This window comes from Pseudonocardia sp. NPDC049635, from assembly GCF_040659795.1.
Classification (GTDB): Bacteria; Actinomycetota; Actinomycetes; order Mycobacteriales; family Pseudonocardiaceae; genus Pseudonocardia.
Genome location: NZ_JBFAON010000001.1, coordinates 267,421 through 292,001, shown reverse-complemented (window position 1 = coordinate 292,001; position 24,581 = coordinate 267,421). Strand labels below are relative to the sequence as shown.

The 24,581-nt window shown below is 72.7% G+C and carries 27 protein-coding genes; 15 read left to right on the top strand and 12 right to left on the bottom strand.

Annotation, left to right across the window (positions count from 1 at the left end):
• Positions 1–105 precede the first annotated feature (105 nt).
• The 3 genes from AB0J24_RS01365 (at position 106) to glsA (AB0J24_RS01355) (ending at position 2,544) form a co-directional block, all read left to right on the top strand.
• Positions 106–345, top strand: coding sequence for a hypothetical protein (locus AB0J24_RS01365; protein WP_358673626.1), 240 nt, complete (start codon positions 106–108; stop codon positions 343–345).
• Between the two features lie 82 nt (positions 346–427).
• Positions 428–1,474 (top strand): glutaminase A, encoded by a 1,047-nt coding sequence (glsA, locus tag AB0J24_RS01360; RefSeq protein ID WP_358673623.1) that lies wholly within the window; start codon positions 428–430, stop codon positions 1,472–1,474.
• A 62-nt stretch (positions 1,475–1,536) separates the two neighbouring features.
• Positions 1,537–2,544 (top strand): glutaminase A, encoded by a 1,008-nt coding sequence (gene glsA, locus AB0J24_RS01355; RefSeq protein ID WP_358673620.1) that lies wholly within the window; start codon positions 1,537–1,539, stop codon positions 2,542–2,544.
• A 43-nt stretch (positions 2,545–2,587) separates the two neighbouring features.
• On the opposite strand, the gene pafA is transcribed toward glsA (AB0J24_RS01355), so the two are convergent.
• The gene (gene pafA, locus AB0J24_RS01350) at positions 2,588–3,949 is read right to left on the bottom strand and encodes a Pup--protein ligase (RefSeq protein ID WP_358673617.1); all 1,362 of its coding nucleotides are present in this window, start codon (positions 3,947–3,949) and stop codon (positions 2,588–2,590) included.
• Positions 3,950–3,991: 42 nt separating this feature from the next.
• Here pafA and AB0J24_RS01345 point away from each other — a divergent pair, with 42 nt between their 5' ends.
• The 5 genes from AB0J24_RS01345 (at position 3,992) to AB0J24_RS01325 (ending at position 9,813) form a co-directional block, all read left to right on the top strand.
• Positions 3,992–5,569, top strand: a complete 1,578-nt coding sequence (locus AB0J24_RS01345; RefSeq protein WP_358673614.1) for a phosphatase PAP2 family protein — start codon at positions 3,992–3,994, stop codon at positions 5,567–5,569.
• Positions 5,566–7,098 (top strand): amidohydrolase family protein, encoded by a 1,533-nt coding sequence (locus AB0J24_RS01340; RefSeq protein WP_358673611.1) that lies wholly within the window; start codon positions 5,566–5,568, stop codon positions 7,096–7,098. Before AB0J24_RS01345 ends, AB0J24_RS01340 begins: the two co-directional genes overlap by 4 nt.
• A 2-nt stretch (positions 7,099–7,100) precedes the next feature.
• Entirely contained in the window at positions 7,101–7,841 is a 741-nt protein-coding gene (locus AB0J24_RS01335) for a methyltransferase domain-containing protein (protein WP_358673608.1), read from the top strand.
• A gap of 464 nt (positions 7,842–8,305) precedes the next feature.
• The gene (locus AB0J24_RS01330; RefSeq protein WP_358673605.1) at positions 8,306–9,214 is read left to right on the top strand and encodes a DUF222 domain-containing protein; all 909 of its coding nucleotides are present in this window, start codon (positions 8,306–8,308) and stop codon (positions 9,212–9,214) included.
• Complete coding sequence (locus tag AB0J24_RS01325) at positions 9,211–9,813, top strand: HNH endonuclease signature motif containing protein (protein WP_358673602.1); 603 nt, start codon at positions 9,211–9,213, stop codon at positions 9,811–9,813. Before AB0J24_RS01330 ends, AB0J24_RS01325 begins: the two co-directional genes overlap by 4 nt.
• Before the next feature lie 112 nt (positions 9,814–9,925).
• On the opposite strand, the gene AB0J24_RS01320 is transcribed toward AB0J24_RS01325, so the two are convergent.
• Positions 9,926–10,834, bottom strand: a complete 909-nt coding sequence (locus AB0J24_RS01320; protein WP_358673599.1) for an SDR family oxidoreductase — start codon at positions 10,832–10,834, stop codon at positions 9,926–9,928.
• A 57-nt stretch (positions 10,835–10,891) separates the two neighbouring features.
• Between AB0J24_RS01320 and AB0J24_RS01315 the strand changes: the two genes are divergently transcribed.
• The gene (locus tag AB0J24_RS01315) at positions 10,892–11,563 is read left to right on the top strand and encodes a TetR family transcriptional regulator (RefSeq protein ID WP_358673596.1); all 672 of its coding nucleotides are present in this window, start codon (positions 10,892–10,894) and stop codon (positions 11,561–11,563) included.
• On the opposite strand, the gene AB0J24_RS01310 is transcribed toward AB0J24_RS01315, so the two are convergent.
• The gene (locus AB0J24_RS01310) at positions 11,535–12,335 is read right to left on the bottom strand and encodes a molybdenum cofactor guanylyltransferase (protein WP_358673593.1); all 801 of its coding nucleotides are present in this window, start codon (positions 12,333–12,335) and stop codon (positions 11,535–11,537) included. The two genes, AB0J24_RS01315 and AB0J24_RS01310, sit on opposite strands and share 29 nt — an antisense overlap.
• 87 nt (positions 12,336–12,422) lie before the next feature.
• Here AB0J24_RS01310 and fdhD point away from each other — a divergent pair, with 87 nt between their 5' ends.
• Complete coding sequence (gene fdhD, locus AB0J24_RS01305; RefSeq protein WP_358673590.1) at positions 12,423–13,250, top strand: formate dehydrogenase accessory sulfurtransferase FdhD; 828 nt, start codon at positions 12,423–12,425, stop codon at positions 13,248–13,250.
• Here the strand turns inward: fdhD and AB0J24_RS01300 are convergent.
• Entirely contained in the window at positions 13,180–14,190 is a 1,011-nt protein-coding gene (locus tag AB0J24_RS01300) for a DMT family transporter (protein ID WP_358673587.1), read from the bottom strand. The genes fdhD and AB0J24_RS01300 overlap by 71 nt on opposite strands.
• Positions 14,191–14,262: 72 nt before the next feature.
• Between AB0J24_RS01300 and AB0J24_RS01295 the strand changes: the two genes are divergently transcribed.
• Complete coding sequence (locus AB0J24_RS01295; protein ID WP_358673584.1) at positions 14,263–15,228, top strand: LysR family transcriptional regulator; 966 nt, start codon at positions 14,263–14,265, stop codon at positions 15,226–15,228.
• Here AB0J24_RS01295 and AB0J24_RS01290 read toward each other — a convergent pair.
• Complete coding sequence (locus AB0J24_RS01290) at positions 15,197–16,222, bottom strand: LLM class flavin-dependent oxidoreductase (RefSeq protein ID WP_358673582.1); 1,026 nt, start codon at positions 16,220–16,222, stop codon at positions 15,197–15,199. The genes AB0J24_RS01295 and AB0J24_RS01290 overlap by 32 nt on opposite strands.
• A gap of 65 nt (positions 16,223–16,287) precedes the next feature.
• On the opposite strand from AB0J24_RS01290, the gene AB0J24_RS01285 reads away from it, so the two are divergent.
• Positions 16,288–16,422, top strand: coding sequence for a hypothetical protein (locus AB0J24_RS01285; RefSeq protein WP_358673579.1), 135 nt, complete (start codon positions 16,288–16,290; stop codon positions 16,420–16,422).
• A 10-nt stretch (positions 16,423–16,432) separates the two neighbouring features.
• Here the strand turns inward: AB0J24_RS01285 and AB0J24_RS01280 are convergent, their stop codons facing one another.
• From AB0J24_RS01280 to dop, 5 genes are all read right to left on the bottom strand, one after another.
• Positions 16,433–16,882 carry a hypothetical protein gene (locus AB0J24_RS01280; RefSeq protein WP_358673576.1) on the bottom strand — a complete coding sequence of 150 codons (450 nt, stop codon included), beginning with the start codon at positions 16,880–16,882 and terminating at the stop codon, positions 16,433–16,435.
• Positions 16,883–16,932: 50 nt separating this feature from the next.
• Positions 16,933–17,748: a proteasome subunit alpha gene (gene prcA / locus AB0J24_RS01275; RefSeq protein ID WP_358673573.1), complete on the bottom strand. Its 816-nt coding sequence runs from the start codon at positions 17,746–17,748 to the stop codon at positions 16,933–16,935.
• A 48-nt stretch (positions 17,749–17,796) separates the two neighbouring features.
• Positions 17,797–18,687 carry a proteasome subunit beta gene (gene prcB, locus AB0J24_RS01270; RefSeq protein ID WP_358673570.1) on the bottom strand — a complete coding sequence of 297 codons (891 nt, stop codon included), beginning with the start codon at positions 18,685–18,687 and terminating at the stop codon, positions 17,797–17,799.
• 164 nt (positions 18,688–18,851) lie between these two features.
• Positions 18,852–19,049: a ubiquitin-like protein Pup gene (locus tag AB0J24_RS01265; protein ID WP_085912278.1), complete on the bottom strand. Its 198-nt coding sequence runs from the start codon at positions 19,047–19,049 to the stop codon at positions 18,852–18,854.
• Positions 19,050–19,202: 153 nt separating this feature from the next.
• Positions 19,203–20,711: a depupylase/deamidase Dop gene (gene dop / locus AB0J24_RS01260; RefSeq protein WP_358674347.1), complete on the bottom strand. Its 1,509-nt coding sequence runs from the start codon at positions 20,709–20,711 to the stop codon at positions 19,203–19,205.
• A 121-nt stretch (positions 20,712–20,832) separates the two neighbouring features.
• Between dop and AB0J24_RS01255 the strand changes: the two genes are divergently transcribed.
• Both AB0J24_RS01255 and AB0J24_RS01250 read left to right on the top strand, forming a co-directional pair.
• Entirely contained in the window at positions 20,833–21,390 is a 558-nt protein-coding gene (locus tag AB0J24_RS01255) for an NUDIX domain-containing protein (protein WP_358673567.1), read from the top strand.
• A 162-nt stretch (positions 21,391–21,552) separates the two neighbouring features.
• Entirely contained in the window at positions 21,553–21,744 is a 192-nt protein-coding gene (locus AB0J24_RS01250) for a hypothetical protein (RefSeq protein ID WP_358673564.1), read from the top strand.
• Between the two features lie 179 nt (positions 21,745–21,923).
• Here the strand turns inward: AB0J24_RS01250 and lpdA are convergent, their stop codons facing one another.
• Together lpdA and AB0J24_RS01240 are read right to left on the bottom strand one after the other, a co-directional pair.
• Positions 21,924–23,327, bottom strand: a complete 1,404-nt coding sequence (gene lpdA / locus AB0J24_RS01245; RefSeq protein WP_358673562.1) for a dihydrolipoyl dehydrogenase — start codon at positions 23,325–23,327, stop codon at positions 21,924–21,926.
• 9 nt (positions 23,328–23,336) lie between these two features.
• The gene (locus AB0J24_RS01240) at positions 23,337–23,855 is read right to left on the bottom strand and encodes a MarR family transcriptional regulator (RefSeq protein WP_358673559.1); all 519 of its coding nucleotides are present in this window, start codon (positions 23,853–23,855) and stop codon (positions 23,337–23,339) included.
• 117 nt (positions 23,856–23,972) lie between these two features.
• On the opposite strand from AB0J24_RS01240, the gene AB0J24_RS01235 reads away from it, so the two are divergent.
• Positions 23,973–24,521 (top strand): YceI family protein, encoded by a 549-nt coding sequence (locus tag AB0J24_RS01235; protein ID WP_358673556.1) that lies wholly within the window; start codon positions 23,973–23,975, stop codon positions 24,519–24,521.
• Positions 24,522–24,581: the final 60 nt, after the last annotated feature.

The following is a 24,581-nucleotide window of genomic DNA, read 5'->3' as shown; positions in this document are numbered from 1 at the left end:
ACGACCGGTGAGCAGGTGTCTCATCCTGCGACAGGGCTGTTGACGGCCCCGTCCGTTGGGGAAAGGCTCGCAGGCGGCGACGACGCCGGACGTGGAGGTGGCCGCATGACCCCGGACCAGGAGACCTACAACCCGTGGACCGTGGTGAACCTGGTGTTCCACCACCTCGCCGAGCAGGGCCTGCATCCGGTCCTGGGGGAGACCGGGGACCCGGCGGCCGCGGCCACCGGGCTGCTGCGCTCGATGGGGATCGCGCCCGCGCCGGAGAAGGCGGGCCCGGCGGACCCGGAGGTGCAGGACGAGCTGGCCGAGCTCCGGCGGAAGATCATGCCCGGGATCGAGTGAGCCGTCCGCGTGATCTAGGTTCCGCTGCGCACCGGTCGCGGTGGGACGAGCCCCCCGCACCGAGTACGGCGGAGGGTGCGGGATGGAGCAGACCGAGCGCGAGATCGTCCAGCAGCAGCTCGAGGAGCTGCACCAGGTCGTCGGCCGTCCGGGTGGCATCCCGGACGGCCGGGTCGTCGCCTACTACCCGCCGTCGATGGCGGCGCACGCCGACGTGTTCGGCCTGGCCGCCACGGACATCGACGGCATGCAGTGGCAGGTCGGTGACGCGGACTTCCGGTTCCCGCTGCACTCGATCTCGAAGGTGTTCACCTACGGTCTCGCGCTGGAGGACAACGGGCGCGAGGAGGTCCTGCTCCGGGTCGGGGTGGAGCCCTCCGGGGACCCGTTCAACTCGATCAGCTTCGACGAGGTCAACAACCGGCCGTTCAACCCCATGATCAACGCGGGAGCGCTGGTCGCGGTGAACCTCGTGCACGGCTCGTCCAAGGAGGAGAAGGTCGAGCGGCTGCTCACCCGGTTGCGGATCTACGCCGGCAACCCCGACCTGACCGTCGACGAGGACGTCCTCGCCGAGCAGCTCGTGTCCAACGACCGCAACGTCGCGCTGTCCTACCTGATGCGCAGCCTCGGCATGCTGCACGGCAACATCGAGGACAACCTCTTCGTCTACCTGGCGGCCTGCTCGGTGTGCGTCACCAGCGTCGAGCTCTCGACGATGGCCGCCACGATCGCCCGCGGCGGCGCGAACCCGTTCACCGGCGTCCCGGCCCTGCCCAGGACCTACACCCGCGACGTGCTCAGCGTGATGAGCATGTGCGGAATGTACGACGCCGCCGGGCAGTGGCACTACGACGTCGGCATCCCGGCCAAGTCCAGCGTGTCCGGCGCGATCCTGGCCGTCATCCCGGACGCGATCGGGGTCGGTGTGCACTCCCCCGGCCTGGACCGGCACGGCAACTCCGCCCGCGGGGTCGCGGTCTGCCGGGCGCTGTCGGACCGCTTCGGGCTGCACGTGTTCGCCGATCCGTCGGAGTCCCGGCTGGGGCGGATCGTGCGCCCCGCCCGGCGCGAGGACGCCACCGAGATGTACCCCTCCGGGGACGGCTGGCTGCCGGAGGGTCTGTAGGGCGCGCCGGCGGGCGCACCTCTACGTTGCGATGGTCCACATCGTCGACGGGGAGGGACGACATGGTCGCCCAGAAGGAACGCGAGCTCGTCCAGGAACAGCTCGAGGACCTGCGCAACACCTGCACCGCGGGCCGGGGGATCCTGCTGCCCGGTGAGGAGGTGGTCAGCTACTACCCCGCGGAGATGGAGGCGCGAGCGGACGAGTTCGGGCTCGCCGGGACCAACATCGACGGCACCCAGTGGCAGGTCGGCGACTGCGACGTCCGGTTCCCGCTGCACTCGATCTCGAAGGTGTTCACCTACGGCCTGGCCCTGGAGGACAACGGGCTGGACGCCACCCTGGAGGCGGTCGGGGTGGAGCCCTCCGGTGACCCGTTCAACTCGATCACCTTCGACGACGTGCACAACCGCCCGTTCAACCCCATGATCAACGCAGGCGCGCTGGTCGCGGCGAATCTCGTGCACGGCTCGTCCAAGGAGGAGCGGGTCGACCGGCTCCTGCAGCGCTACCGCGCCTACACGGGCAACCCGGATCTGGTCGTCGACCAGGAGATCCTCGACCAGCAGCTGGTCTCCAACGACCGCAACCTCGGCCTGTCCTACCTCATGCGCAGCCTGGGGATGCTGCACGGCGACATCGACGACAACCTGTTCGTCTACCTCTCCGCCTGCTCCATCACGGTCACCACGCCGGAACTGTCGGTGATGGCGGCGACCCTGGCCAACGGCGGTGTCAACCCGCTGACCGGGGAGACGGCGCTGCCCCGCGAGCACCTGCGCACGGTGATCAGCGTGATGAGCATGTGCGGCATGTACGACGCCGCCGGTGAATGGGCGCACGACGTGGGGATCCCGGCGAAGAGCGGGGTGTCCGGCGGCATCATGGGGGTACTGCCCAAGTACTTCGGCCTCGGCGTGTACTCCCCCGGCCTGGACCGGCACGGCAACTCGGTGCGCGGGGTCGCCGTCTGCCGGGAGCTGTCCCGCAGGTTCGGCCTGCACGTGTTCGCCGACCCCTCGGAGTCCCGCTTCGGGCGGGTCGCGCAGCCGGACGCACTGCAGTCCTGAGCGCCGGTGGGTCGGGCCCCGTGCGGTCCCGACCCACCGCGGGCTACAACGAGGCGATCAGCCGGTCCACCCGCTCGTCGACGGCGCGGAACGGGTCCTTGCACAGCACGGTCCGCTGGGCCTGGTCGTTCAGCTTCAGGTGCACCCAGTCGACGGTGAAGTCGCGGCCGGCGGCCTGGGCGGCGGCGATGAAGTCACCGCGCAGCTTGGCCCGCGTGGACTCCGGCGGGGTGTCCTTGGCGGCCTCGATCTCACCGTCGTCGGTCACCCGGTCCACCAGGTCCTTGCGCTGGAGCATGTCGAAGATCCCGCGCCCCCGCCGGACGTCGTGGTAGGCCAGGTCGAGCTGGGCGATCCGGGCGCTGGACAGCTCCAGGCCGTGCTTGTCCCGGTACCGCTCGACGAGCCGGTGCTTGATCGCCCAGTCGATCTCCCGGTCGATCAGCGTGAGGTCCTGCCGCTCGACGGCGTCGAGCGTGCGGCCCCACAGCTCGACGACCCGGTCCATCACCGCGTCCTCGTGCCCGCGGGTCTGCAGGTACTCGACGGCGCGGGCGTGGTACTCGCGCTGGATGTCCAGCGCGCTGGCCTCCCGCCCGCCCGCCATCCGGACCGGGCGCCGGCCGGTGAGGTCGTGGCTGATCTCCCGGATGGCGCGGATCGGGTTGTCCAGCGTGAAGTCCCGGAACTGGACGCCCGCCTCGATCATCTCCAGTACCAGGGTCGCCGATCCCACCTTGAGCAGGGTCGTCACCTCGGACATGTTCGAGTCGCCGACGATGACGTGCAGCCTGCGGTAGCGCTCGGCGTCGGCGTGCGGCTCGTCGCGGGTGTTGATGATCGGCCGGGACCGGGTGGTCGCCGAGGAGACGCCCTCCCAGATGTGCTCGGCCCGCTGCGACAGGCAGTACACCGCACCGCGCGGGGTCTGCAGCACCTTGCCGGCGCCGCAGATCAGCTGGCGGGTGACCAGGAACGGCAGCAGCACGTCGGCGATCCGGGAGAACTCGCCCTGCCGGGCGACCAGGTAGTTCTCGTGGCAGCCGTAGGAGTTGCCCGCGGAGTCGGTGTTGTTCTTGAACAGGTAGATGTCACCGCCGATGCCCTCGTCGACCAGCCGCCGCTCGGCGTCGACCAGGAGGTCCTCGAGGATGCGTTCGCCGGCCTTGTCGTGCGCGACGAGCTGGGTCAGCGAGTCGCACTCGGCGGTGGCGTACTCGGGATGGGAACCGACGTCGAGGTAGAGACGGGCACCGTTGCGGAGGAAGACGTTGGAGGAACGGCCCCACGACACCACCCGCCGGAACAGGTAGCGGGCCACCTCGTCCGGGGACAGGCGACGCTGCCCGTGGAAGGTGCACGTGACACCGAACTCCGTCTCGATCCCGAAGATCCGACGCTGCATGCCCTTCAGGGTATGCGCCGGACCCCCTCTACTGTCAGTGCTGTGAGCGGATGGTTCGAGCGCGTCGCACGCCGGTCCCGTCGGGTGGACGACGGCGTCACGACCGTCTCGCAGGTCGACCGGGCCATCACCGATTTCATCTCGACCCGACCGCCGAGCCGGGTGGACGCGACACTGCGCGGACTCACCCGCTCGGCCGACCACAGCCTGCTCTGGTTCGCGGTCGCCGGACTCCTCGCCGCGCGGCGGGGCGCGAGCCGCAAGGCCGCCATGCGCGGGGTCGCCTCGATCGCGCTCACCAGCCTGACGGCGAACGCGATCCTCAAACCGCTGCTGCCCCGGCGTCGCCCGGCGGCCGCCGAGCTCCCGGCGTTCCGGACGGTGAGCGACCCGCCGTCGTCGTCGTCGTTCCCCTCCGGGCACGCGGCGTCGGCCGCCGCGTTCGCCACCGCCGTCGTGCTGGAGCACCGCCGGGCCGCACCGGTGGTGGTGCCGCTGGCCGTGCTGGTGGGCTGGTCGCGGGTGCATGTGGGCGTGCACTGGACCTCGGACGTGCTCGTCGGCGCCGCGGTCGGGACGGGCCTCGCGCACCTGACCCGGCGCTGGTGGCCGGTCCGGCCGAGCGACGAGGCCAGGGCCCGCCCGATCGACTCGGTGCCGGTGCTGCCCAACGGCGACGGTCTGGTCATCGTGTCGAACCCGTTCTCCGGGCCGCCCGACCACGACGTCTCCGACGAGGTGCGGGAGCGGCTGCCGGCCGCACACCATCTCGTCGTCGGCGACGGGATCAAGGTCGAGGACATGCTGGAGGACGCGATCGCCCAGCGCGGGCAGTGGGTGCGCGCGGTCGGTGTGGCCGGCGGCGACGGCACCGTGGCGACCGCGGCAGCCGTCGCCGACCGGCACGGGCTGCCGCTGGTCGTGGTGCCCGGCGGCACGCTGAACCACTTCGCCCGCGACGTCGGTGTCTACGACACCCAGGAGGCGGTGGACGCGACCCAGGCCGGTGAGGCCGTCGCCGTCGACCTGGCGCTGGTGGAGGCGCACCCGGGCCGCCTCGACGACCCGGAGGACATCTCGGTCACCCGTACCCGGTACTTCATCAACACCGCGTCGATCGGCTCGTACCCGGAGCTGGTGCGGCTGCGCGAGCAGTGGCAGCCGCGCTACGGGAAGTGGCCGGCGTTCGCGGCCGCGCTGATCACGGTGCTGCGGCGCTCCGAGAAGATCAGTGTCAAGATCGAGGACCGCTGGTACAAGGTGTGGTTCCTGTTCGTCGGCAACGGCCCCTACCACCCGCGCGGAGCGGTGCCGGCCTGGCGGCCGACGCTCGACTCGGGTCTGCTGGACATCCGCTGGTTGCGGGCCGACGTGCGGTTCTCCCGGCTGCGGGTGGTGCTGGCGCTGATCCTCGGCGCGCTCGGGCACAGCCGCGTGTACCACCAGCGTGAGGTGCCGCGGCTCGACGTGGAGCTGCTGGAGCCGAGCATGCTGGCGACCGACGGCGAGGTGGTCGAGGAGGCCGGCCGCTACACCTTCCGGGTCGCCGAGCGGCCGATCCCGGTCTACCGGCGCGACGAGGACCGCTGGACCGGTCGCGTCCGGCCCTACCAGGGGTGACGGAGGTGCTGCTGCGCTCGGTCCGCCCGCTGCGGCCGTGCTGCGACGCGCTCGGCGAACCGGTGGACGTGCTGCTGTCCGGGCACCGGATCGCCGCGATCGGCCACGGACTCGACCCGTCCGGTGACGGGGCCCCGGCGGAGGTCGTCGAGTGCGCCGGCCGCGCGCTGCTGCCCGGGCTGTGGGACCACCACGTGCACATGGCCCAGTGGTCGCTCGCCCGGCGCAGGCTCGACCTGTCCGCGGCCCGGTCGGCGGCGGGCTGCGCCGCGCTCGTCGCGCAGCGGATCGCCGAGGCGCCGCCGGCACCCGGCGAGGTGCTGGTCGGTTTCGGGTTCCGGGACGCCCTGTGGCCCGACCAGGCACACCGCTCGCTGCTCGATGCGGTGTCGGTGTCCGCGACCGGTGACGTCCCGGTGGTGCTGATCTCCGGCGACCTGCACCAGGGATGGCTCAACGGGGCCGCGGCGGCCCGGTTCGGGCACCCGGGGCACCCGACCGGGCGGATCCGGGAGTCGGAGTTCTTCGCGGTCGCGGTCGCCCTGCAGGACGTCCCGGCCGACGTGCTCGACGGGTTCGTCGCCGAGGCCGCACGGGCCGCGTCCGCCCGCGGGGTGGTCGGGATCGTCGACTTCGAGGCCCCGTGGTCGCTGCCGGACTGGCGGCGCCGGATCGACGCCGGGACGACCGGGCTGCGTATCGAGGCGTCGGTGTGGCCGGACCGGCTGGAGGAGATGATCGCGACCGGGCTGCGCTCCGGTGACGTGGTCGACGGCTCGGGTGGGTTGCTGACCGCCGGCCCGCTGAAGGTGATCACCGACGGCTCGCTGAACACCCGCACCGCCTACTGCTACGACCCCTATCCCGCGCCGTCGGGCGTCGTCCCCGACCATCCCTGCGGCCTGCTGGTGGTGCCGCCCGAACAGTTGCACCCGCTGCTCAGCAGGGCGCACGCGGCGGGTCTCACCGCGGCCCTGCACGCCATCGGCGACCACGCGAACACGCTGGTGCTGGATGCGTTCGCCGGCACCGGCGCCCGCGGCCGGGTCGAGCACGCGCAGCTGCTCACCGGTGACGACGTGCCCCGCTTCGCCGCGCTCGGCCTGGTCGCGAGCGTGCAGCCCGAGCACGCGCTGGACGACCGGGACGTCGCCGACCGGTTGTGGGCCGGCCGTACCGGGCGGGCGTTCGCGTTCGCCTCGCTGCACCGGGCCGGTGCCCGGCTCGCCCTCGGATCGGACGCCCCGGTCGCCCCGCTCGACCCGTGGGTCGCGCTGGCTGCGGCGGTGCACCGGTCGGCCGACGAGCGGGAGCGCTGGCATCCCGAGCAGGAGATCGGCCGGGCGACCGCACTGGGCGCGTCGTTCGGTGTGGTGCCCGGTTCGGTCGCGGCCGTCGCCGAGGGCGCCCGCGGTGACCTGGTGCTCGCCGACGCGGACCCGACGTCGTGCGACCCGTCGACGCTTCGTGCGATGCCAGTCGCCGGCACGCTCGTAGGGGGCCGGTGGACGCACCGGTCGGGGATCTGACCGTGCCGGATTCCGCCAGCGGGCCGGACTCGGACAACGGGCCGGACTCGGAGGACGGGCCGGGTGCCGAGGGAGTGTCCCGCTCCCACGACGGTCCGCGTGGGCCGACCGGCCCCGCGGTGCTGGAACGGATCGAGCTGCCGCGGGGTCCGCTGACGATCCTGCGCCCCGCCGACCCGGACGCGGTCGCCTTCGAGTCGCTCACCCTCGCCGAGGGCGTCGAGGAGCTGTGCCCGCCGCACTGGGCCCGGCTGTGGCCCTCCGGCCGGGCCCTTGCCGCCGTCGTCGACCGGGCCGGCCCGGCCCGGCTGGCCGGACGCCGGGTGTTGGAGCTGGGCTGCGGGCTGGGGCTGCCGTCGCTGACCGCCGCCCGGGCCGGGGCGGCGCCGGTGGTCGCGACCGACCGGTCCCCGTCCGCGGTCGCGTGGGCCGCGGCGAACGCGCGACGCTGCGGATTGCGGGTCGAGGCGATCGCGGCCTCGTTCGACGGGCGGGACCCGCTGCTCGACGCAGCGCGCTGGGACCTGGTGCTCGCCTCGGACGTGCTCTACGGCGTGGCCGCGGCCGACGCCCTCACCGCGTTGCTGCCCCGGGTGACCAGCAGGCGGGCCGCGGTGTGGCTGACCGATCCGGGTCGCCCGGAGACACCACGCTGGCTGGCCGGGAACAGGGACCGGTGGACCGTGCGGACCCGGCCGCTGCCGGACGGGGTGGATCTGCACGTGCTCCGCCGCCGCCCCTGATCGGCACCGCCCCTGATCGGCACTGTCCCTGATCAGCACCACCCCGACCGGCACCGCCCTGACCGGTGCCACCCCCGATCGGCACCACCTCGACCGGCGCCGGCCCTGACCAGCACAGCCCGTGGACACCGCCGGCCCAGGGGCACACCGCCGTCCGTGAACACACCGTCGCCCCACGGCACTGTCCGGGGACGGTGCCGTGCTCTCCCACCGGCCCGGGTACCTCGGTCACCGACCCGGCCAGGCCACCGCGCCACCACCCGCGGCTGGTCCGACCGGGTGGTCCTCCGGAGAGTTGTCCACAGGGGGCCAGATCGCTCCCCGAACTGTCGGCCCCCTCCGTCATCATCGACCACATGTTCGAACGTGATGCGGTGACCGGGCCCGACGCAGATCCTGCTGCGGGGGTGACCGGTGGTCCGGTATCGATACGGTGGTCCGAGCACGAACCCGACAGCTCGCTGATGGCGGCCCTGGAGCAGCCTCCCGACCCCGGTGCGGGCGGCGCCGGTCGGGTCGAGCGGATCGGCGCGTTCGAGCGGATCATCAACCGGCTGCAGGTCCTGCAGGAGGCCGAGATCGCCGCCTTCGTGACCGGTGCCGAGGCCGCGATGGCGGCCCGGCTGGCCGATCACGACCCGCGGTCGGGCCCGCCCGGGGTCTTCGACACCGTCGGTCACGCCGGCCGGGCCGCGGCGGCCGAGATCCAGCTCATGCTGCACCTGACCGGTGCCGGAATGCTCACCAGGCTCGAACGGGCCCGACTGCTGCACGACGATCCGCAGATGGTCCCGACCGCCACACTCGCCCGTACCGGGCAGCTCACCGTCCCCAAGATCAGGAAAATTCTGGACGGCACGTCCGGGCTGACCCCGGAGCAGGTGAGCGGCCTGCAGCGGGCGGTGCTGCCGCAGGCGCCCACCCAGACCACCGCTCAGCTCGGTGCCGCGATCCAGCGGTTCCTCGTGGGGCTCGAGGACCGGGAGGTGCCCGTCCGGCGCCGGGGCCGGGCGGCCCGCACCCGAGCGGTGGTGGTCCAGGCGGAACCGGACGGTATGGCGACCCTGCGGGCGTTCCTACCGGCTGCGGCTGCCACCGGGATCCTCGCGGTCGTCGACGAGCATGCCCGTCAGTGCCCGCGCAGCGACGTCCGCACGATGGACCAGCGGCGGGCGACGCGCTCACCGACCTGGTCCTGCACGGCACCTGCCTGGCGAGCGAGGGCACCGTGGTGGCGACCGAGTCCGGCGCGGCCGGCAACGGTGATGCCGGGGCCGCCCGCACCGACCGGCCGGCCGTCCCCGGTGTGGCTCCCGCCCCTCCCGGCGGCAGCCCCTTCACCCGCAACTCGGTCTCGGTGCGGATCAACGTGACGGTCCCGGCGGACTCCCTGCTCGGCGTCGGGGACACCGGGGCCGGCGGCGAGGCCGGTGCCACCGCCGAGCTGGCCGGACACGGTCCGATCCCGATCGCGGACGCGCGGGCACTCGCGTTCCTGCCGGGCAGCGTGTGGTTCCGGCTGCTGACCGATCCGGCGACCGGGCGGGTCGTCGAGCGCAGCACCACCGCATACCGCCCGGGGGCCGCCCTGACCGAGCTCGTCCGCTCCGAGCACGGAACGTGTGTACACCCCGGATGCCGGATGCCTGCCCACCGCTGCGACCTCGACCACGTCGTCCCGTTCGACGCCACGTCCGGGACCGGGCCGACCAGCGCCGGGAACCTGCGACCGCTGTGCCGGAGCCATCACCGGCTCAAACACTCGCCGGGGTGGAAGGTCGTCCTGCGAGCGGACGGGGGCGTCGAGTGGAGCACCCCGTCCGGGCACGTCCACGTCGCCGGGCCGTCCCCGGTCGGTCCGGTCCGCCCGACGAACGCACAGGGCCGCCGGGGGCCGGGCGTGCTGGAGTTGATGCGTGATCCGGGGCTCGCCACCCGGCTCGCGACGAACACCGCGGAGGCGCCGTTCTGAGCAGCACGGCACCATGCGGCCGCACCCCGGCCCCGCGGCCTGCGTGCAGCGGGGCCCGCGCGCAGCGGGGCCGGCAACCTCGGGTGCCGGCCGGAGGTATCAGTCGGAGATGTCAGCGGTACCCGGTCGTGTCGGCAGGCCGGCCCGCGTCCTGCACCTCCACCACGTAACGCCATGCGTCCGGGCGGGACCCGTCGAGGTCGTCCACCCGGTACTCGCGCCCCAGCTCGCCGGAGGAGGTGGAGCGAGCGTTCCACCGGTGCCGGTCGGGATCGGCGGCCAGCGCGGCGATGCCCCGGCCAACGAACCGCGGCGTCTCCGAGATCGCGAAGTGCGGGATCCGGTCCAGGGCGTCCCGCCAGGTCTCCTCGGTGACGCCGAAGTGCTCCAGCATGATCTCCGACCGTAGCCAGCCCGGGGTGACGGCGACGGCGGTGCCGCCGTAGTCGCGCAGCTCGTGCGCCCAGGAGCGGGCGAGCCGGATCGGGGTGACCTTGGCCAGGTCGTAGTACACGTTGAGCCGGTAGTTCGCGGCGTTGTAGTCCGCCGTGCCGTCGGTCACCTCGACGACCAGCCCGCCCGGGGTGCGCGAGAGGAGCCGCAGCGCATGGTGTGCGGTGATCAGGTGGGTGTCGATCGCCAGCCGCAGGGTGTGCAGCCCGTTCGCCAGGTCGTGCTGCCAGACCGGGACGTCCCACTCGACCATCAGCTCGCCGCCCCAGATGTCGTTGACCAGGATGTCGAGCCGACCGTGTTCGGCTTCGATCCGGCCCACCAGCGCGGCGACCGCGTCCGGGTCCAGATGGTCGGTGGGGGCCGCGATGCCGGTGCCGCCGGCCGCGGTGACGCGATCGGCGGTGTCCTCGATCGTCTCCGGGCGGCCGTACTCGGAGCGGTGGTCACTGGTGGTCCGGCCGGTGCAGTACACGGTCGCCCCCAGCGCACCCAGCTCGACGGCGATGCCACGGCCCGCTCCGCGGGTGGCCCCGGCGACCAGCGCGATCCGCCCGGTGAGTGTCATCGGTCCTCCTCGGCGCCCACCTTGATAACTGAATGCTCGTTTATATACGGTACCGCGGTGCCCCGCCACAAGCTGTTGCCCGATTCCGAGGTGCTGGACCACGCGCTGGCCCTGATGCATGCGCGCGGACCGCAAGCACTCACCTTCGCCGCACTGGCGGCGGCGAGCGGGCTCGCCCCGGCGACCCTGGTGCAACGTTTCGGCACCAAGGCGGACCTGCTGCGCAGCGCGTTGCTGCACGCCTGGGACCGGCTCGAGCGACGCACCCGCGAGCTCGGCGCCGCGGCCGAGCCGACCCCCGCGGGCGCGGTCGCCTTCCTGTCCGGGCTCTCCGAGCAGTACGGCGGGATCGACAGCTACGCCGAGGCCCTGCTGGTGCTGCGCGAGGACCTGCTCGATCCCGAGGTCCGCAAGCGGGGCGCGGCGTGGCGCGGCCTGCTCACCACGGAGCTGGACCGCTGCCTGGCCGGGGCCCCGGGGGCTCCCCCGGGCATCGGGGAGATCGTGGCGACCTACTGGCAGGGGACGCTCCTGTGGTGGGGCTTCGATCCGCAGGAGGCGGTGGTCGACCACGTCGGGCGGGCGCTCACCGGGTTCCTGACGGCCGTGTTGGAGCTGCCTGCGGCCACCACCGACCCGGCACCGGTGGATCCAGCCCGACCGGCGGGCCCGGATCGGGACTCCGCGTCGCCCGTGTCTCTCACCCCGCCCGGAGCTCGTCCCCGGTGACCAGCGGGAACCAGGCCGGGAGCGGTCCGTCGGGGGCGACCGTCTCCCCCGCCGCGACGAGGGGCCCGGCCAGCATGCCCACCGTCGAGGCCCGTGCCGTCGTCGTGCGACCGTCACGATGCAGCTTCACCGCCGGGTGCGGACGGCGCAGCGCGGCCGCGTACTCCTCGGGCGTGTTCACGTTGACCAGGGAGTCCAGGGCCGGATCGAGCCGGGCGAGCAGCGGATCGGAGCGCAGCGCCTGCTCGTCGATGCGTCGCACGTCGACCCGGTCGAACAGCGAGGGCGGCCGTCCCTCCCCGGCGGCGGTCAGCTCCGCGATCACCGGGGACAGTGCGGCCCGGTAGGCGGCCGCCAGGGGCTGGTGGTGGCCGTGCGCCACCGGCAGCGCGACGTCGTGGCTGCCCAGCAGATCCACCACGCGTGCGGCGAACGCCGGATGCAGCAGCGGCAGGTCGGTCGAGGCGACGAACGCGACGGGCGTCCGGTCCGCCACCGCGGCCAGCCCGACCCCGATCGCCGGGAGCGGGCCCAGGCCGGGGACCGGGTCGTCGAGCACCTCGGTGCCTGCGGGCAGCTCGGGCAGCGGCTGGCCCGCCGCGCGGACCACCATCAGCGGGCCGTCGACCGCCCGGGCGAGCGCCGCGACGGTCCGGGTCAGCAGCGCGGCGCCGTGCCAGTCGAGATCGGCCTTCGGCACGCCCATCCGGGACGACCGGCCGCCGGCCAGGACGATTCCGGCCGCCCTGCGGCGTACTCCGTAGCCACGCACGCGGGCGATCCTACGAGCGGGCTCCTACCCTGGAGGTCCGGCTGCGACCCGACCGACCGACCGTCGCCGCCGGAGGGAGAGGACGAGATGGGACGGTTGACGGTCCGCCGCCCGGTACTGCGGCTCAACGCCGACGGCAGCACCCGGCAGCGTCCGGACACGCTCGTGGCCGAGGAACCGCTGGAGATCCGGGTGGACGGTGCGCCGCTGACCGTCACCATGCGGACCCCCGGCCACGACGTCGAGCTCGCGCACGGCTTCCTGCTCACCGAGGGTGTGATCGGGTCCGGCGACGACCTGTCGACCGCGCGCTACTGCGACTCCCTCGACGAGCAGGGCCGCAACACCTACAACGTGCTCGACGTCGGCCTCGCCGCCGGCGTCGAGCCCCCGGACGTCTCGCTCGAACGGAACTTCTACACGACGTCGTCGTGCGGGGTGTGCGGGAAGGCGTCGCTGGACGCGGTGAAGCTCAAGACCCGCTACTCCCCCGCCGGTGACCCGCTGCGGCTGCCCCGCACGGTGCTCCTGGAGCTGCCGGACCGGCTGCGCGAGCGGCAGAAGGTGTTCGGCTCCACCGGCGGACTGCACGCCGCCGCACTGTTCGACGCCACCGGTGAGCTCCTGGTGGCCCGGGAGGACGTCGGCAGGCACAACGCCGTCGACAAGGTGCTCGGCCGGATGCTGATGGACGGCCGGGTGCCCGCCGCCGGCACGGTCCTGATGGTGTCCGGACGGGCGTCGTTCGAGTTGGTGCAGAAGGCGGTGATGGCCGGGGTGCCCGCGCTGGCCGCGGTGTCCGCGCCGTCCTCGCTGGCCGTCGAGCTGGCGGACGAGGCCGGTATCACCCTGGTCGGGTTCCTGCGGGGGCAGACGGGCAACGTCTACACCGGGGCCGAGCGCATCGTGTTGTGATCGGCGCGTCCGGTCGCCGGAGCACCGGGTCCCCGGCCCGGCGGGCCACCGCCGCGACCGTCACGACGACCAGCGCGCAGCCCGCGAGCTGCCAGGCCGTCGGCCGCTCGTCGAGCACCAGCATGCCCAGCAGCACCGACAGGATCGGGTGCACCAGGAGCAGCGCGCCGGCCGTGCCCGGCGCCATCCCGGCGGTCCCGCGCCCGATGAGCACCCAGGCCACCACCTGCCCGGCCAGGGCCAGCAGGATCAGCCAGGCCCAGCTCGCGGCGGGCAGGTCGAACGCGATCCCGCCACCGCCGACGCCGACGAGCCCGCAGGTCACCGCCGCGCCCCCGGTCGCCAGCGCGACCGGGGTGACCAGGTGCCGAGGACTGCGACGGGACACCTGGCGGTTCAGGTGGAGGAACCCGGCGTAGGCGATACCGGCGAGCGTGCCGAGCACGGCGCCACGGACCGGGGCCGGGCCGCCGACGCCTGCACCGAGCACACCGCCGGCGAGCAGGATCCCGAGAAGCAGCACCGGCGCGGCGAGCAGCTGGGTGCGCGACATCCGCTCCCCCGCGACCAGGAAGGCGATCAGCGGCAGCGCCAGCACCTGGATGTTCAGCACGACGTTGGCGATGCCGGATCCGGCGTCGAGCACGGAGCGGGTCCAGAGCAGGAAGTCGGCGCCGAGGAGCACCCCGGACAGCAGCGCCCAGCCGGCCGCGGCCGCGGACACCGGGCCGTGACGGCGGTACTCGGCGAGCGCCCACGGCACCAGCACGGCCAGCGCGAGCACGCACCGCCAGAACGACGCGGTCGCCGGGTCGGTGCCGGTCAGCGAGACCAGGATCCCGGTCCATGCGAGCACCGACGCCCCGGCGAGCAGCGATGCCGCCGCACGCGGGTCGGTGAGCCGGGGTGAGACGGGGCGGGGAGCGGCGGGAGCGGTCACCCGTCCAGCGTCCCCAGCACATTCACAAAGATCTAATGACTGTTCTTGAGATGAACTGATTAGAATCGCCATGTGATCGAGTGGGACCGGCTGCGGGTGTTCGCCGTGGTCGCCGAACACGGTTCGGTCGGTGGGGCCGCGGCGGCGCTGCACGTCACCGGCCCGGCCGTCACGCAGCAGCTTCGCCGGCTCGAACGCGAGGCGGGTGTCCGTCTGGTCGAGCCGGACGGCCGGGGCATCCGGCTGACCGCTGCCGGACACGTCCTCGCCGGGTACGCCGCCACGATCGCCGCAGCGGTGGCCGACGCCGAGCGCGACCTGGCCGCGCTGCACGACGAGGTGGCCGGCCCGCTGCGGATCGGCTCCGTGGCCTCGGCGCTGCGGGCGTTGTTCCCCGAGGTGCTGGGTGCGCTGGCGGTCGAGCATCCGCGGCTGGTCCCGACCGTGCACGACGGCGAGGTCGTCGACCTGCTGCCCGCACTGCGCGCGCGCGACCTCGACGCGGTGCTGCTGGAGAGCTGGACGCACCGCCCCGCCCGGCTCCCCCCGGGGGTGCGGGTGACGACCCTGGTCACCGAACCGGTGCTGCTCGCGGTGCCGCAGGGGCACCGGGTCGCCGACCGGGACCCGGCGCCGCTGGGAGAGCTGGCCGGTGAGGTGTGGGCCTCCAGCCCGGCCGGGACCGAGCCCTACGAGGCGTTGGTCCAGCTGCTGCGGGCGAACGACGTCGAACCCGAGATCCGGTACCTGTTCGCGGACTTCGCCACCCAGCTCGCACTGGTCCGGGCCGGGTTGGCCGTGGCGGTGGTGCCCGGGGTCGCCGTGACCCCGCCGCCCGAGGGCGTGCGGTTCCTGTCCTGCGCCCCCGCCATCGGACGGTCGCTGGTGCTTGCGACCCGGGAACAGGATGCCGCCCTGCCGGCGTTGCGCGCGCTCGCCGCGGCCCTGCGCGTCGCCACCGGGCGGGCGATCGCCGCCGCCCCGGACCCGGGATCGGGACCCGGGATCAGGCCAGCAGCTCGCGCACCATCGGGATGACCCGCGTTCCGTAGAGCTCGACCGCCTTGAGCCTGGCCGACACCGGCTGCGGCCCCACCGTGTAGATCAGGTCGAAGCGCTGCGCGCCGACGGCACGCACCGAGTCCGCGATCTTGCGGGCGACCGTCTCCGGGGACCCGACGTGCAGCGCCCCCTGCTCGATCTCGGCGTCGAACCGCTCCCTGGCCAGCGGCGGCCAGCCACGCAGGGCGCCGATGCGGTCCATCTGGGTCTTGTACGGCCCGTAGAAGACCGCGCGGGCCTCCTCGTCGGTCTCGGCGACGAAGCCGGGAGCGTGCATGCCGACCGGGCGGGCCGGGTTCCCGAACTGCTCGACGGCGCGGTGGTAGAGGTCCACGTACGGGGCGAACCGGCCGGGCGGGCCGCCGATGATCGCCAGCATCAGACCGAGGTCGTACCGGGCCGTGCGGACCACCGATTCCGGGGAGCCGCCGACCCCGACCCACACCGGGATCCGGCGGCCGGTGGTCGGGTAGACCTCGGCGCCGTTCAGCGCGGCCCGGGTATGGCCGCTCCAGGTGACCGGCTTCTCGTCGAGCAGTCGGACGAACAGGTCGAGCTTCTCCTCGAACAGCACCTCGTAGTCGCTCATGTCGTAGCCGAACAGCGGGAACGACTCGGTGAACGACCCGCGGCCGACGATCACCTCGGCCCGGCCCTCGGAGAGCGCGTCCAGGGTGGCGAACCGCTGGTACACCCGCACCGGATCGTCCGAGCTGAGCACGGTGACGCCCGAGGACAGCCGGATCCGGGAGGTCCGGGTCGCGATCCCGGCGAGCACCGTCTCCGGGCTGGAGATCGAGTACTCGGGCCGGTGGTGCTCCCCGAGCGCGACGACGTCGACACCGGCCTGGTCGGCCAGCACCACCTCGTCGACCACCTGCCGGATCGCCCGCGGATGCGACAACAGCGTGCCGTCGTCGTCCGTCGGGACGTCGCCGAACGTGTCCAGCCCGAACTCGATCTCGCTCATGTCCCGTCCAACGTCGTTGATGGCTCAATCATTCCGTCGACAGCTCGCCGCAGACCCCCGACAAGGTGCAGACCTACACCGTGGTCGACGACGACGGGCAGTGGCGGATCGCCTCGTTCCAGAACACGAAGCGCAACGCGCTGATGGAACGCGTCCAGTTCCTGGTCGATCCCGGCTCGCGCCCGCTCGCGGAACGCTGAACCCGCGGGCTCACCGCTCCGTGGCGTGCAGGTGGCGCAGCAGGTTCGCCGAGAACCGGTCGCCGGTCATGTCCATGGTCGTCCGCATCGTGCGGGTCACCACCGGCGCGGCCAGCCGCGACAGCGGCAGGTCGACATCCAGGGTGAGCATGATCTCCAGGTGTGTGGCGGGCGTGCCGTCGGCCTCCGGCTCGGCGTCGGCGAGCGCGTAGTGGCCCTCGGCACCGGCCCATTCGGAGACACCCGGGGGCGGGGCATGGGTGAACTCGATCCGCTTGCCCTCGGTGAAGGTCATCCGTTCGGTGAAGACCGGCTTGATCCCGATCCCGAGGACGGCGAGCTGCACGAGGTGCCAGCGCCACCGGATGCCGTCGTCGTCCTCGGTCGCATCGATCCGGCTGAGCAGCGGCGTGAGCGTGGGCAACAGCCGCGGGTCGGTCAGCACCCGCCACACGGCCATCCGGTCCGCGGTGACGACCGCGTCCGACTCGGTGGTGGCGGAGAAGCGGGTCAGGAGTCGCCACCCTCGTCCAGGGCGCCCTCGGCGGCCGCGGCGTCGTCCCCACCGGCGACCCCCGGCTCCGGCTCCGCGGTGCCGCGGTTCGCGGCGGGGAGCAACCCGACCAGCGCGTCGCGCTCGATGCGGCGGAAGGTGCGGCGCGCACGGGTCCGGTCGAGGACCGCGACCTCCAGTGCGTCCGCGCCGAGTATCCGGGGCTGGGCGTTACCGCCGTTGCCGCCCGAGGCCGGATCGGCACCGGGCACCTGCAGGCCGCCGAGCGCGACGGCGATCGCCGCCTCCAGCTCCAGGCCGGACTCGTAGGTCTCGCTCAGCTTCGTCGAGATGGGCTCGGTCTGGCCGCCCATCACCACGAACCGCGGCTCGTCGGTGATCGAACCGTCGTAGGTGATCCGGTAGAGCCGGTCGCCATCCGGCCGCTCGCCGACCTCGGCGACGCACAGTTCCACCTCGAACGGCTTCTGCTGCTCGACGAACGCCGTGCCCAGTGCCTGTGCGTAGGCGTTGGCCAGCATCCGGCCGGTCACGTCGCGCCGGTCGTAGGTGAAGCCGCGGAAGTCCGCCATCCGGATGCCACCGGTACGCAGGTTCTCGAACTCGTTGTACCGGCCGACCGCGGCGAAGCCGATCCGGTCGTAGATCTCGGAGACCTTCCGCAGCGAGGTGCCGCGGTTCTCGGCGACGAACAGCACGCCGCCGGCATAGGTCAGCACGACCACGCTGCGACCGCGGGCGATGCCCTTGCGGGCGAGCTCCGAGCGGTCGCGCAGCAGCTGGTCGACGGAGGAGTAGAACGGCATCGTCATGGGGAGCGCTCCAGTGGCTCGTACGGTGCGGGCGGCGGGGGACGCGGATCAGCGGGCGGGACCGCCCGGGCGCTCGGTGCGCCCGGCGATGACCTGCTCGACGACGTCAGCGATCTCGTCCTCGCCGCGGCGCGTCGCTCCCGCGGCGTCGATCCCGACGACCACCGGGTAGATGCGGCGGACGGTGTCCGGCCCGCCGGTGGCGGTGTCGTCGTCGGCCGCGTCGTAGAGCGCCTCGATCGCCGTCCGCACCGCACCGGCGAGGTCCGCGCCCGGGTCGTGCAGCTTCTTCAGCGACGACTTGGCGAAGATCGAGCCGGAACCGACCGCGTGGTAGCCGAGGTTCTCGTCGTAGCGCCCGCCGGTGGGGTCGAAGGTGACGATGCGGCCGGCCTTCGCCGGGTCGGCGACGTCGGTGTCGTACCCGGCGAACAGCGGGACCACGACGAAGCCCTGCATCGCCGCGCCCAGGTTCTGCCGGACCATCCCGGCCAACCGGTTCGCCTTGCCGTCGAGCGAGAGCGGCACGCCCTCGAGCTTCTCGTAGTTCTCCAGGTCGACGCTGAACAGCCGGACCATCTCGAGGGCGATCCCGGCCGAACCGGCGATCCCGACGGCCGAGTGCTCGTCGGTGACGAAGACCTTCTCGATGTCGCGCTGGGCGATCACGTTGCCCGACGTGGCCCGCCGGTCACCGGCGATGACCACGCCCTCGGCGTAGGTCAGGGCGATGATCGTGGTGCCGTGCGGCACGCCGAGCGTGTCGGCGGCGTGCGCACCGTGTGCGGGCGCCGCGGCGATCCCGGCCCCCGGAAGCAGGTGCGGCGCCGAGGCCCCGACGAAATCGGCGAACGGCTCCGATCCGGTGAGGAAGGTGCCGAGCTGACCTGTGTGGTGCCCGGGGACGATCCCGGGTGCGACCGACGGCCGGAACTCCATCTTCGGGTACGTGCCTCTCGTTCGAACTGCGTGCGCCGGACGACCCGCCGAGCGGCGGGAGGTCCGGTACGGCCGGGCCCGCAGGTGCGGACCCGGCCGGGACGGTGGTACGGGTGCGGGCGGGGCGCCCACGCGCGCCGGTCAGCCGGCACGGCGCGGTCGGATCACTCGCCGCCCTTCTGGACGTAGGACCGGACGAAGTCCTCCGCGTTCTCCTCGAGGACGTCGTCGATCTCGTCGAGGATCGTGTCCACGTCCTCGCCGAGCTTCTCGCGGCGCTCCTGCCCCGATCCGGAGGCGCCCTCCGCCGACTCGTCGTCGCCGTCGCCACCGCCCTGGCGCTTCGTCTGCTCCTGCGACATGACGTCTCCTCCTCGCGCTGAGTCGTTCGAGACCCACCGGGCCCGGCCGCCGCCACCGCCTCGACCACCGGCGGTGTGCGCCGGAGGGCATCCGGTACCCGCTCACCCTACCGACCGGCCCCGACAAAATCGCCTGTTGCACCGCGGTGCGTGTCAGTGCGCCGTGAGCTTGTCCACCAGCTCCGCCGCGCTGGAGACCGACTCGAACAGCTCGCCGACGTGCTTGCGCGTCCCCCGCAGCGGCTCCAGTGTCGGGATCCGCACCAGCGACTCGCGCCCCAGGTCGAAGATCACCGAGTCCCAGGAGGCGGCGGCCACCTCCACCGGGTAGCGGCTCATGCAGGTGCCTCGGAAGTAGGCCCGGGTGTCCTCCGGCGGCTCGGTCATCGCCGCCATGACCTGCTCCTCCGACACCAGCCTGCGCATCGATCCCCTGGTCACCAGGCGGTTGTAGAGGCCCTTGGCCAGCCGGACGTCGGAGTACTGCAGGTCGACCATGCCGAGCCGGCCGGACGCCCAGGTCAGGCCGTCCCGCTCGCGGTAGGCCTCGAGCAGCTTGAGCTTCGCCGTCCAGTCCAGGCGGTCCGCGGTGAGCATCGGGTCGCGGGACAGGTCGGTGAGCACTGACTCCCACTCGTCGACGACCTCCCGGGTGTCGGGGTCCCAGTCCTCGCGCCGGCTCCCGACGGTCTCCTCCAGGTGGGCGACCACCCGCGTGAGGTACTCCTCCTGCAGGTCGAGACCGGTCAGCTGACGGCCGTCGGCCAGCGGGACCGTCTGGCGCAGGGTCGGGTCGTGGCTGATCCGGGAGACCGACTTCACCGGCTCGGCCAGGCGCAGGTCCTCGAACGAGCGGCCGTGCTCGATCATGTCGAGCACCAGCGCGGTGGTGCCGACCTTCAGCAGGGTCGCGACCTCGGACAGGTTCGCGTCGCCGATGATGACGTGCAGCCTGCGGTACTTGTCGGCGTCGGCGTGCGGCTCGTCGCGGGTGTTGATGATCCCGCGCTTGAGCGTGGTCTCCAGGCCGACCTCGACCTCGATGTAGTCCGAGCGCTGGGCCAGCTGGTAACCGGGCTCGTCGCCCTGCTGGCCCAGCCCGACCCGCCCGGAGCCGCACACCACCTGGCGGGACACGAAGAACGGGGTCAGCCCGGTGACGATCGACGGGAACGTCGTCGACCGCGACATCAGGTAGTTCTCGTGCGAACCGTAACTGGCGCCCTTGCCGTCGACGTTGTTCTTGTAGAGCTGCATCCGGGGCGCGCCGGGCACGGTCGCCGCGCGGTTCGCCGCCTCCAGCATGATCCGCTCGCCGGCCTTGTCCCAGATCACCACGTCGCGCGGGGTCAGCACCTCCGGCGTGGAGAACTCAGGGTGCGCATGGTCGACGTAGAACCGCGCGCCGTTGGTCAGGATGACGTTGGCCGCACCGAGGTCGTCGAGGTCGGTGTCGAGCTGGGGTGCCAGCGAGGGCGAGGAGAGGTCGAAGCCACGGGCGTCGCGCAGCGGGGACTCGACCTCGTAGTCCCAGCGGGCCCGCCGGTTGCGCGGCACGTCCGCCGCGGCCGCGTAGGCCAGCACCACCTGGGTCGAGGTCACCACCGGGTTGGCCGTCGGGTCACCCGGCACAGCGATGCCGTACTCGACCTCGGTGCCCATGATCCGCCGCGCCGTCACGACCCGCTCCCTGCACGAGACTGCATCACCCGAGCCTAACCGCCTTCGGGCGCCGCGCGACCCCGCCGCGCGGCGGGTCACCGCTCCCGCGACGATCGGGGACGTGACCGATCCCGCACTGGAACAGATCACCGTGTTCGACGCCACGGGCCGCCCGACCGGTGTCGCCGCGCGGGGCACCGTCTACGCGAGGTCGTGGTGGCACGCCAGCACCGCGGTCGCCCTGCTCAGCGGCGACGGCGAGCGGGTGTACGTGCATCGGCGCACCGACACCAAGCTGGTCATGCCGGGCCGGTGGGACGCCTTCGCCGGTGGCGTGCTGGGCGCGGGCGAGCAGCCCGACGCGGGAGCGGCCCGCGAACTGGCCGAGGAGCTGGGGGTGAGCGGGGTGCCCCTGGCACCGCTGGGCGTGCTCCGGTTCGACGCCCGGGCGCTGGGCATCGACACCGGCCCCGGCACCGGACCGGCCGGTCTGCGCGCACACGTTCATCTGTACCGGGCGTTCTGGGACGGCCCGGTGGCCCACCAGCCCTCCGAGGTCGCCGAGGGCGGCTGGTGGAGCTTCGACGAGCTGCGGGCCCGGCTCGGCTCACCGGAGTACCCCTGGGTGCCCGACGGGCTCTGGATCACCCGCCGCTGGCTCGACGGGGACGTCGGTTAGGGTTCCGCGGCCTGCGCGTTCATCAGGACGTAACCCAGATCACCCACACGGGTTCCTGGATCGGTTAACACCCGGCGGGTCGCGCGACGACACGACGGGGAGGGCCCAGCGTGGGGCCTCCCCGACCGACCACCACACCCACGCAGCACTCTGGAGTTCCGCATGGTCAGCATCTCGGTCTCGGCCCGGTCCCTCGCCGCCGCCCGGCTGATCGATCCCGACGTCAACACCGCGGCGGTGCAGGCCGCGGTGGAGGCCGCGCTGGTCGCCGACCGCCACGAGAAGCGCAATGCCGACCGGCCGGCGAGCCGGCGTGAGCACAGCGCGGGCCGCGAGCCGGAACGCGGCCGCTGAGCGACCGACGGGACACCACCACGGCTGAGCGGTCTCGCGACCGCCGCCCCCACGGAGCGGTAGGGCCGACCACCACCCGCGGAGCGGCTCGACGACTCCCCGAGCGGCGCCGGCGACGGCTGCCCGGAACGCGTCCGGGCCCGCACCCCGACGGGGGCGGGCCCGGGGACGTGACGGGATCAGAGGTTGATCATGTGGCCGGCCAGGCCGTGGATCGCCTCCTGCAGGCCCTCCGACAGGGTCGGGTGGGCGTGCACGTTGCGGGCCATCTCGTGGACGGTCAGGTCCCACTTCTGGGCCAGCGTCAGCTCGGGCAGCAGCTCGGTGGCCTCGGCGCCGATGATGTGCCCGCCCAGCAGCTCGCCGTGGGTGTCGTCGGAGATCAGCTTGACGAAGCCGTTCGGCTCGGCCATGCCCTGCGCCTTGCCGTTCGCCGTGTACGGGAACTGGGCGACCTTGACCTTCCAGCCCTTCTCGTCGGCGAGCTGCTCGGCCTCGGCCTGCGTGTACCCGAAGCTGGCGACCTGCGGCGAGCAGAACGTCGCGCGCGGCATCATCTTGTAGTCGAGCTCCTGGGTCTCGGCACCGGCGAGGGTCTCCGCGGCCACGACTCCCTGGGCCTCGGCCACGTGCGCGAGCATCAGCTTCGCGGTGACGTCGCCGATCGCGTAGACGTGCTCGACGTTGGTCCGCATCCGGTCGTCGATCGCGATGGCGCCCCGCTCGGTCAGCTCGACGCCCAGCTTGTCGAGGCCGAAGCCGTCCACCCGGGGGGCGAAGCCGATGGCCTGGACGACCTTGTCGGCGCGCAGCTCCTCGGTGCCCTTGGCATCGGAGACCGTGACGGTGACGCCCGTGCCGTCGTCGGAGATCGACTCCACCTTGGTGGAGGTGCGGACGGTCACGCCCAGCTTCTTGTAGCGCTTGAGCAGCTCCTTGGACACGTCGGCGTCCTCCAGCGGGAGCAGCCGGTCCAGGTACTCGACGACGGTGACGTCGACGCCGTAGTTGGCCAGCACGTAGGCGAACTCGACGCCGATCGCACCGGCGCCGGCGATGACGACGCTGCCCGGCAGCTCGCGGGTGAGGATCTGCTCCTCGTAGGTCACGACCCGCTCGGACAGCTCGGTGCCCGGCAGGAGCTTGACCGTGGAGCCGGACGCGATGATCACGTCGTCGTAGGTGACGGTCTCCGAACCGCCCTTCGACAGGTCGACCTCGATCTCGCCCGGCTTGGTGAAGCGGCCGAACCCGTCGATCTCAGTGATCTTGTTCTTCTTCATCAGGAAGTGCACGCCCTTGACCCGGCCGTCCGCGACGGTCCGGCTGCGGTCGAAGGCGGCGCCGAAGTCGAGCGTCACGTCACCGGAGAGCCCGAAGGTCTTCTGCTCCTTGGTGACGATGTGCGCGATCTCGGCGTTGCGCAGCAGCGCCTTCGACGGGATGCAGCCGACGTTCAGGCACACCCCGCCCCAGTACTTCTCCTCGATCACCGCCACACTGCGGCCGAGCTGGGCGGCACGAATGGCCGCCACGTATCCGCCGGGTCCGGCTCCGAGCACGACGACGTCGAAATGAGGCATGCGCCCAGCCTAGGACGCGCGTGCCGCGCCGGGGCCGTCCGGTCCTGAGTCGCGGATCACCGGCCACCGGCCGGTTCCCGACAGGTGCTCCACCAGCTTCTCGCAGGCCTCGCGCAGCCCGGCCTGCTGGGCCGGCGAGAGCCCGTCGAAAATCGTCTCCCGCACGCTCTCCACGTGGTCGGGCGCCGCGGCGCGCAGCGCCGCGAATCCCTCCTCGGTCAGCTCGGCCAGCTGGCCCCGGCGGTCGGTAGGACAGGACCGTCGGACGATCCAGCCGGTCTCCTCCATCCGGGCCACCGCGTGCGACAGGCGGCTGCGCGAGGACCACGACGACTCCGCGAGCACGCTCATCCGCAGGGTTCGGCCGGGTGCCTCGGAGAGCCGCGCCAGGATCTCGTAGTACGCCTGCGGCATCCCTGCGTTGGACTGCAGGCGGCGCTCGATGCGGTCCAGCACGAGGCGCTGCGCCACCAGGAAGGCCCGCCAGGTCCGCTGCTCGTCCTCGTCGAGCCAGCGCGTGTGCTCCACGTCACCCTCCGGAATGGTTGAGCGCTCATCTTGTTAACCCTAGTATCGCTCTCAACAACTGAGAGTTCAAGCAGTATCTCGGTATCCGTCAGTCCCGAACCACTGGAGGCGTTCCCCATGACCAGCATTCCCAATTACGTGGCCGGCACGTGGGACATCGACCCGGTGCACAGTGACGTGTCGTTCATCGTCCGGCACATGATGGTCAGCAAGGTCCGCGGCCGGTTCGAGAAGGTGTCCGGCGAGATCGTCACCGGAGAGTCGATCGAGGACTCGAGCGTCACCGCGACCATCGACGCCACCTCCATCAACACCGGCAACGAGCAGCGCGACGGCCACATCAAGTCGGCCGACTTCTTCGAGGTGGAGAAGTACCCGACGTGGACCTTCACCTCCACCGGCGTCGTCGCCAAGGGCGACGACCTGGTGCTGAAGGGTGACCTCACCATCAAGGGTGTCACGAAGCCGGTCGAGCTGGCGCTCGAGGTGAACGGGTTCGGCCCGGACGCCTACGGCGGCACCCGCGCCGGCTTCACCGCCACCACCACCATCAACCGTTCCGACTTCGGCGTCGACATCGCGATGCCGATGGACGGCGGCGGCGTCGTGGTGAGCGAGAAGGTGAACGTCGAGCTGGAGATCCAGGCCGTCCTGCGGGCCGCCTGAGTCCCCCCGCACCCGGGAGCCCCGGTCCGCGCCTCGCGGACCGGGGCTCCGGTGCGTCGT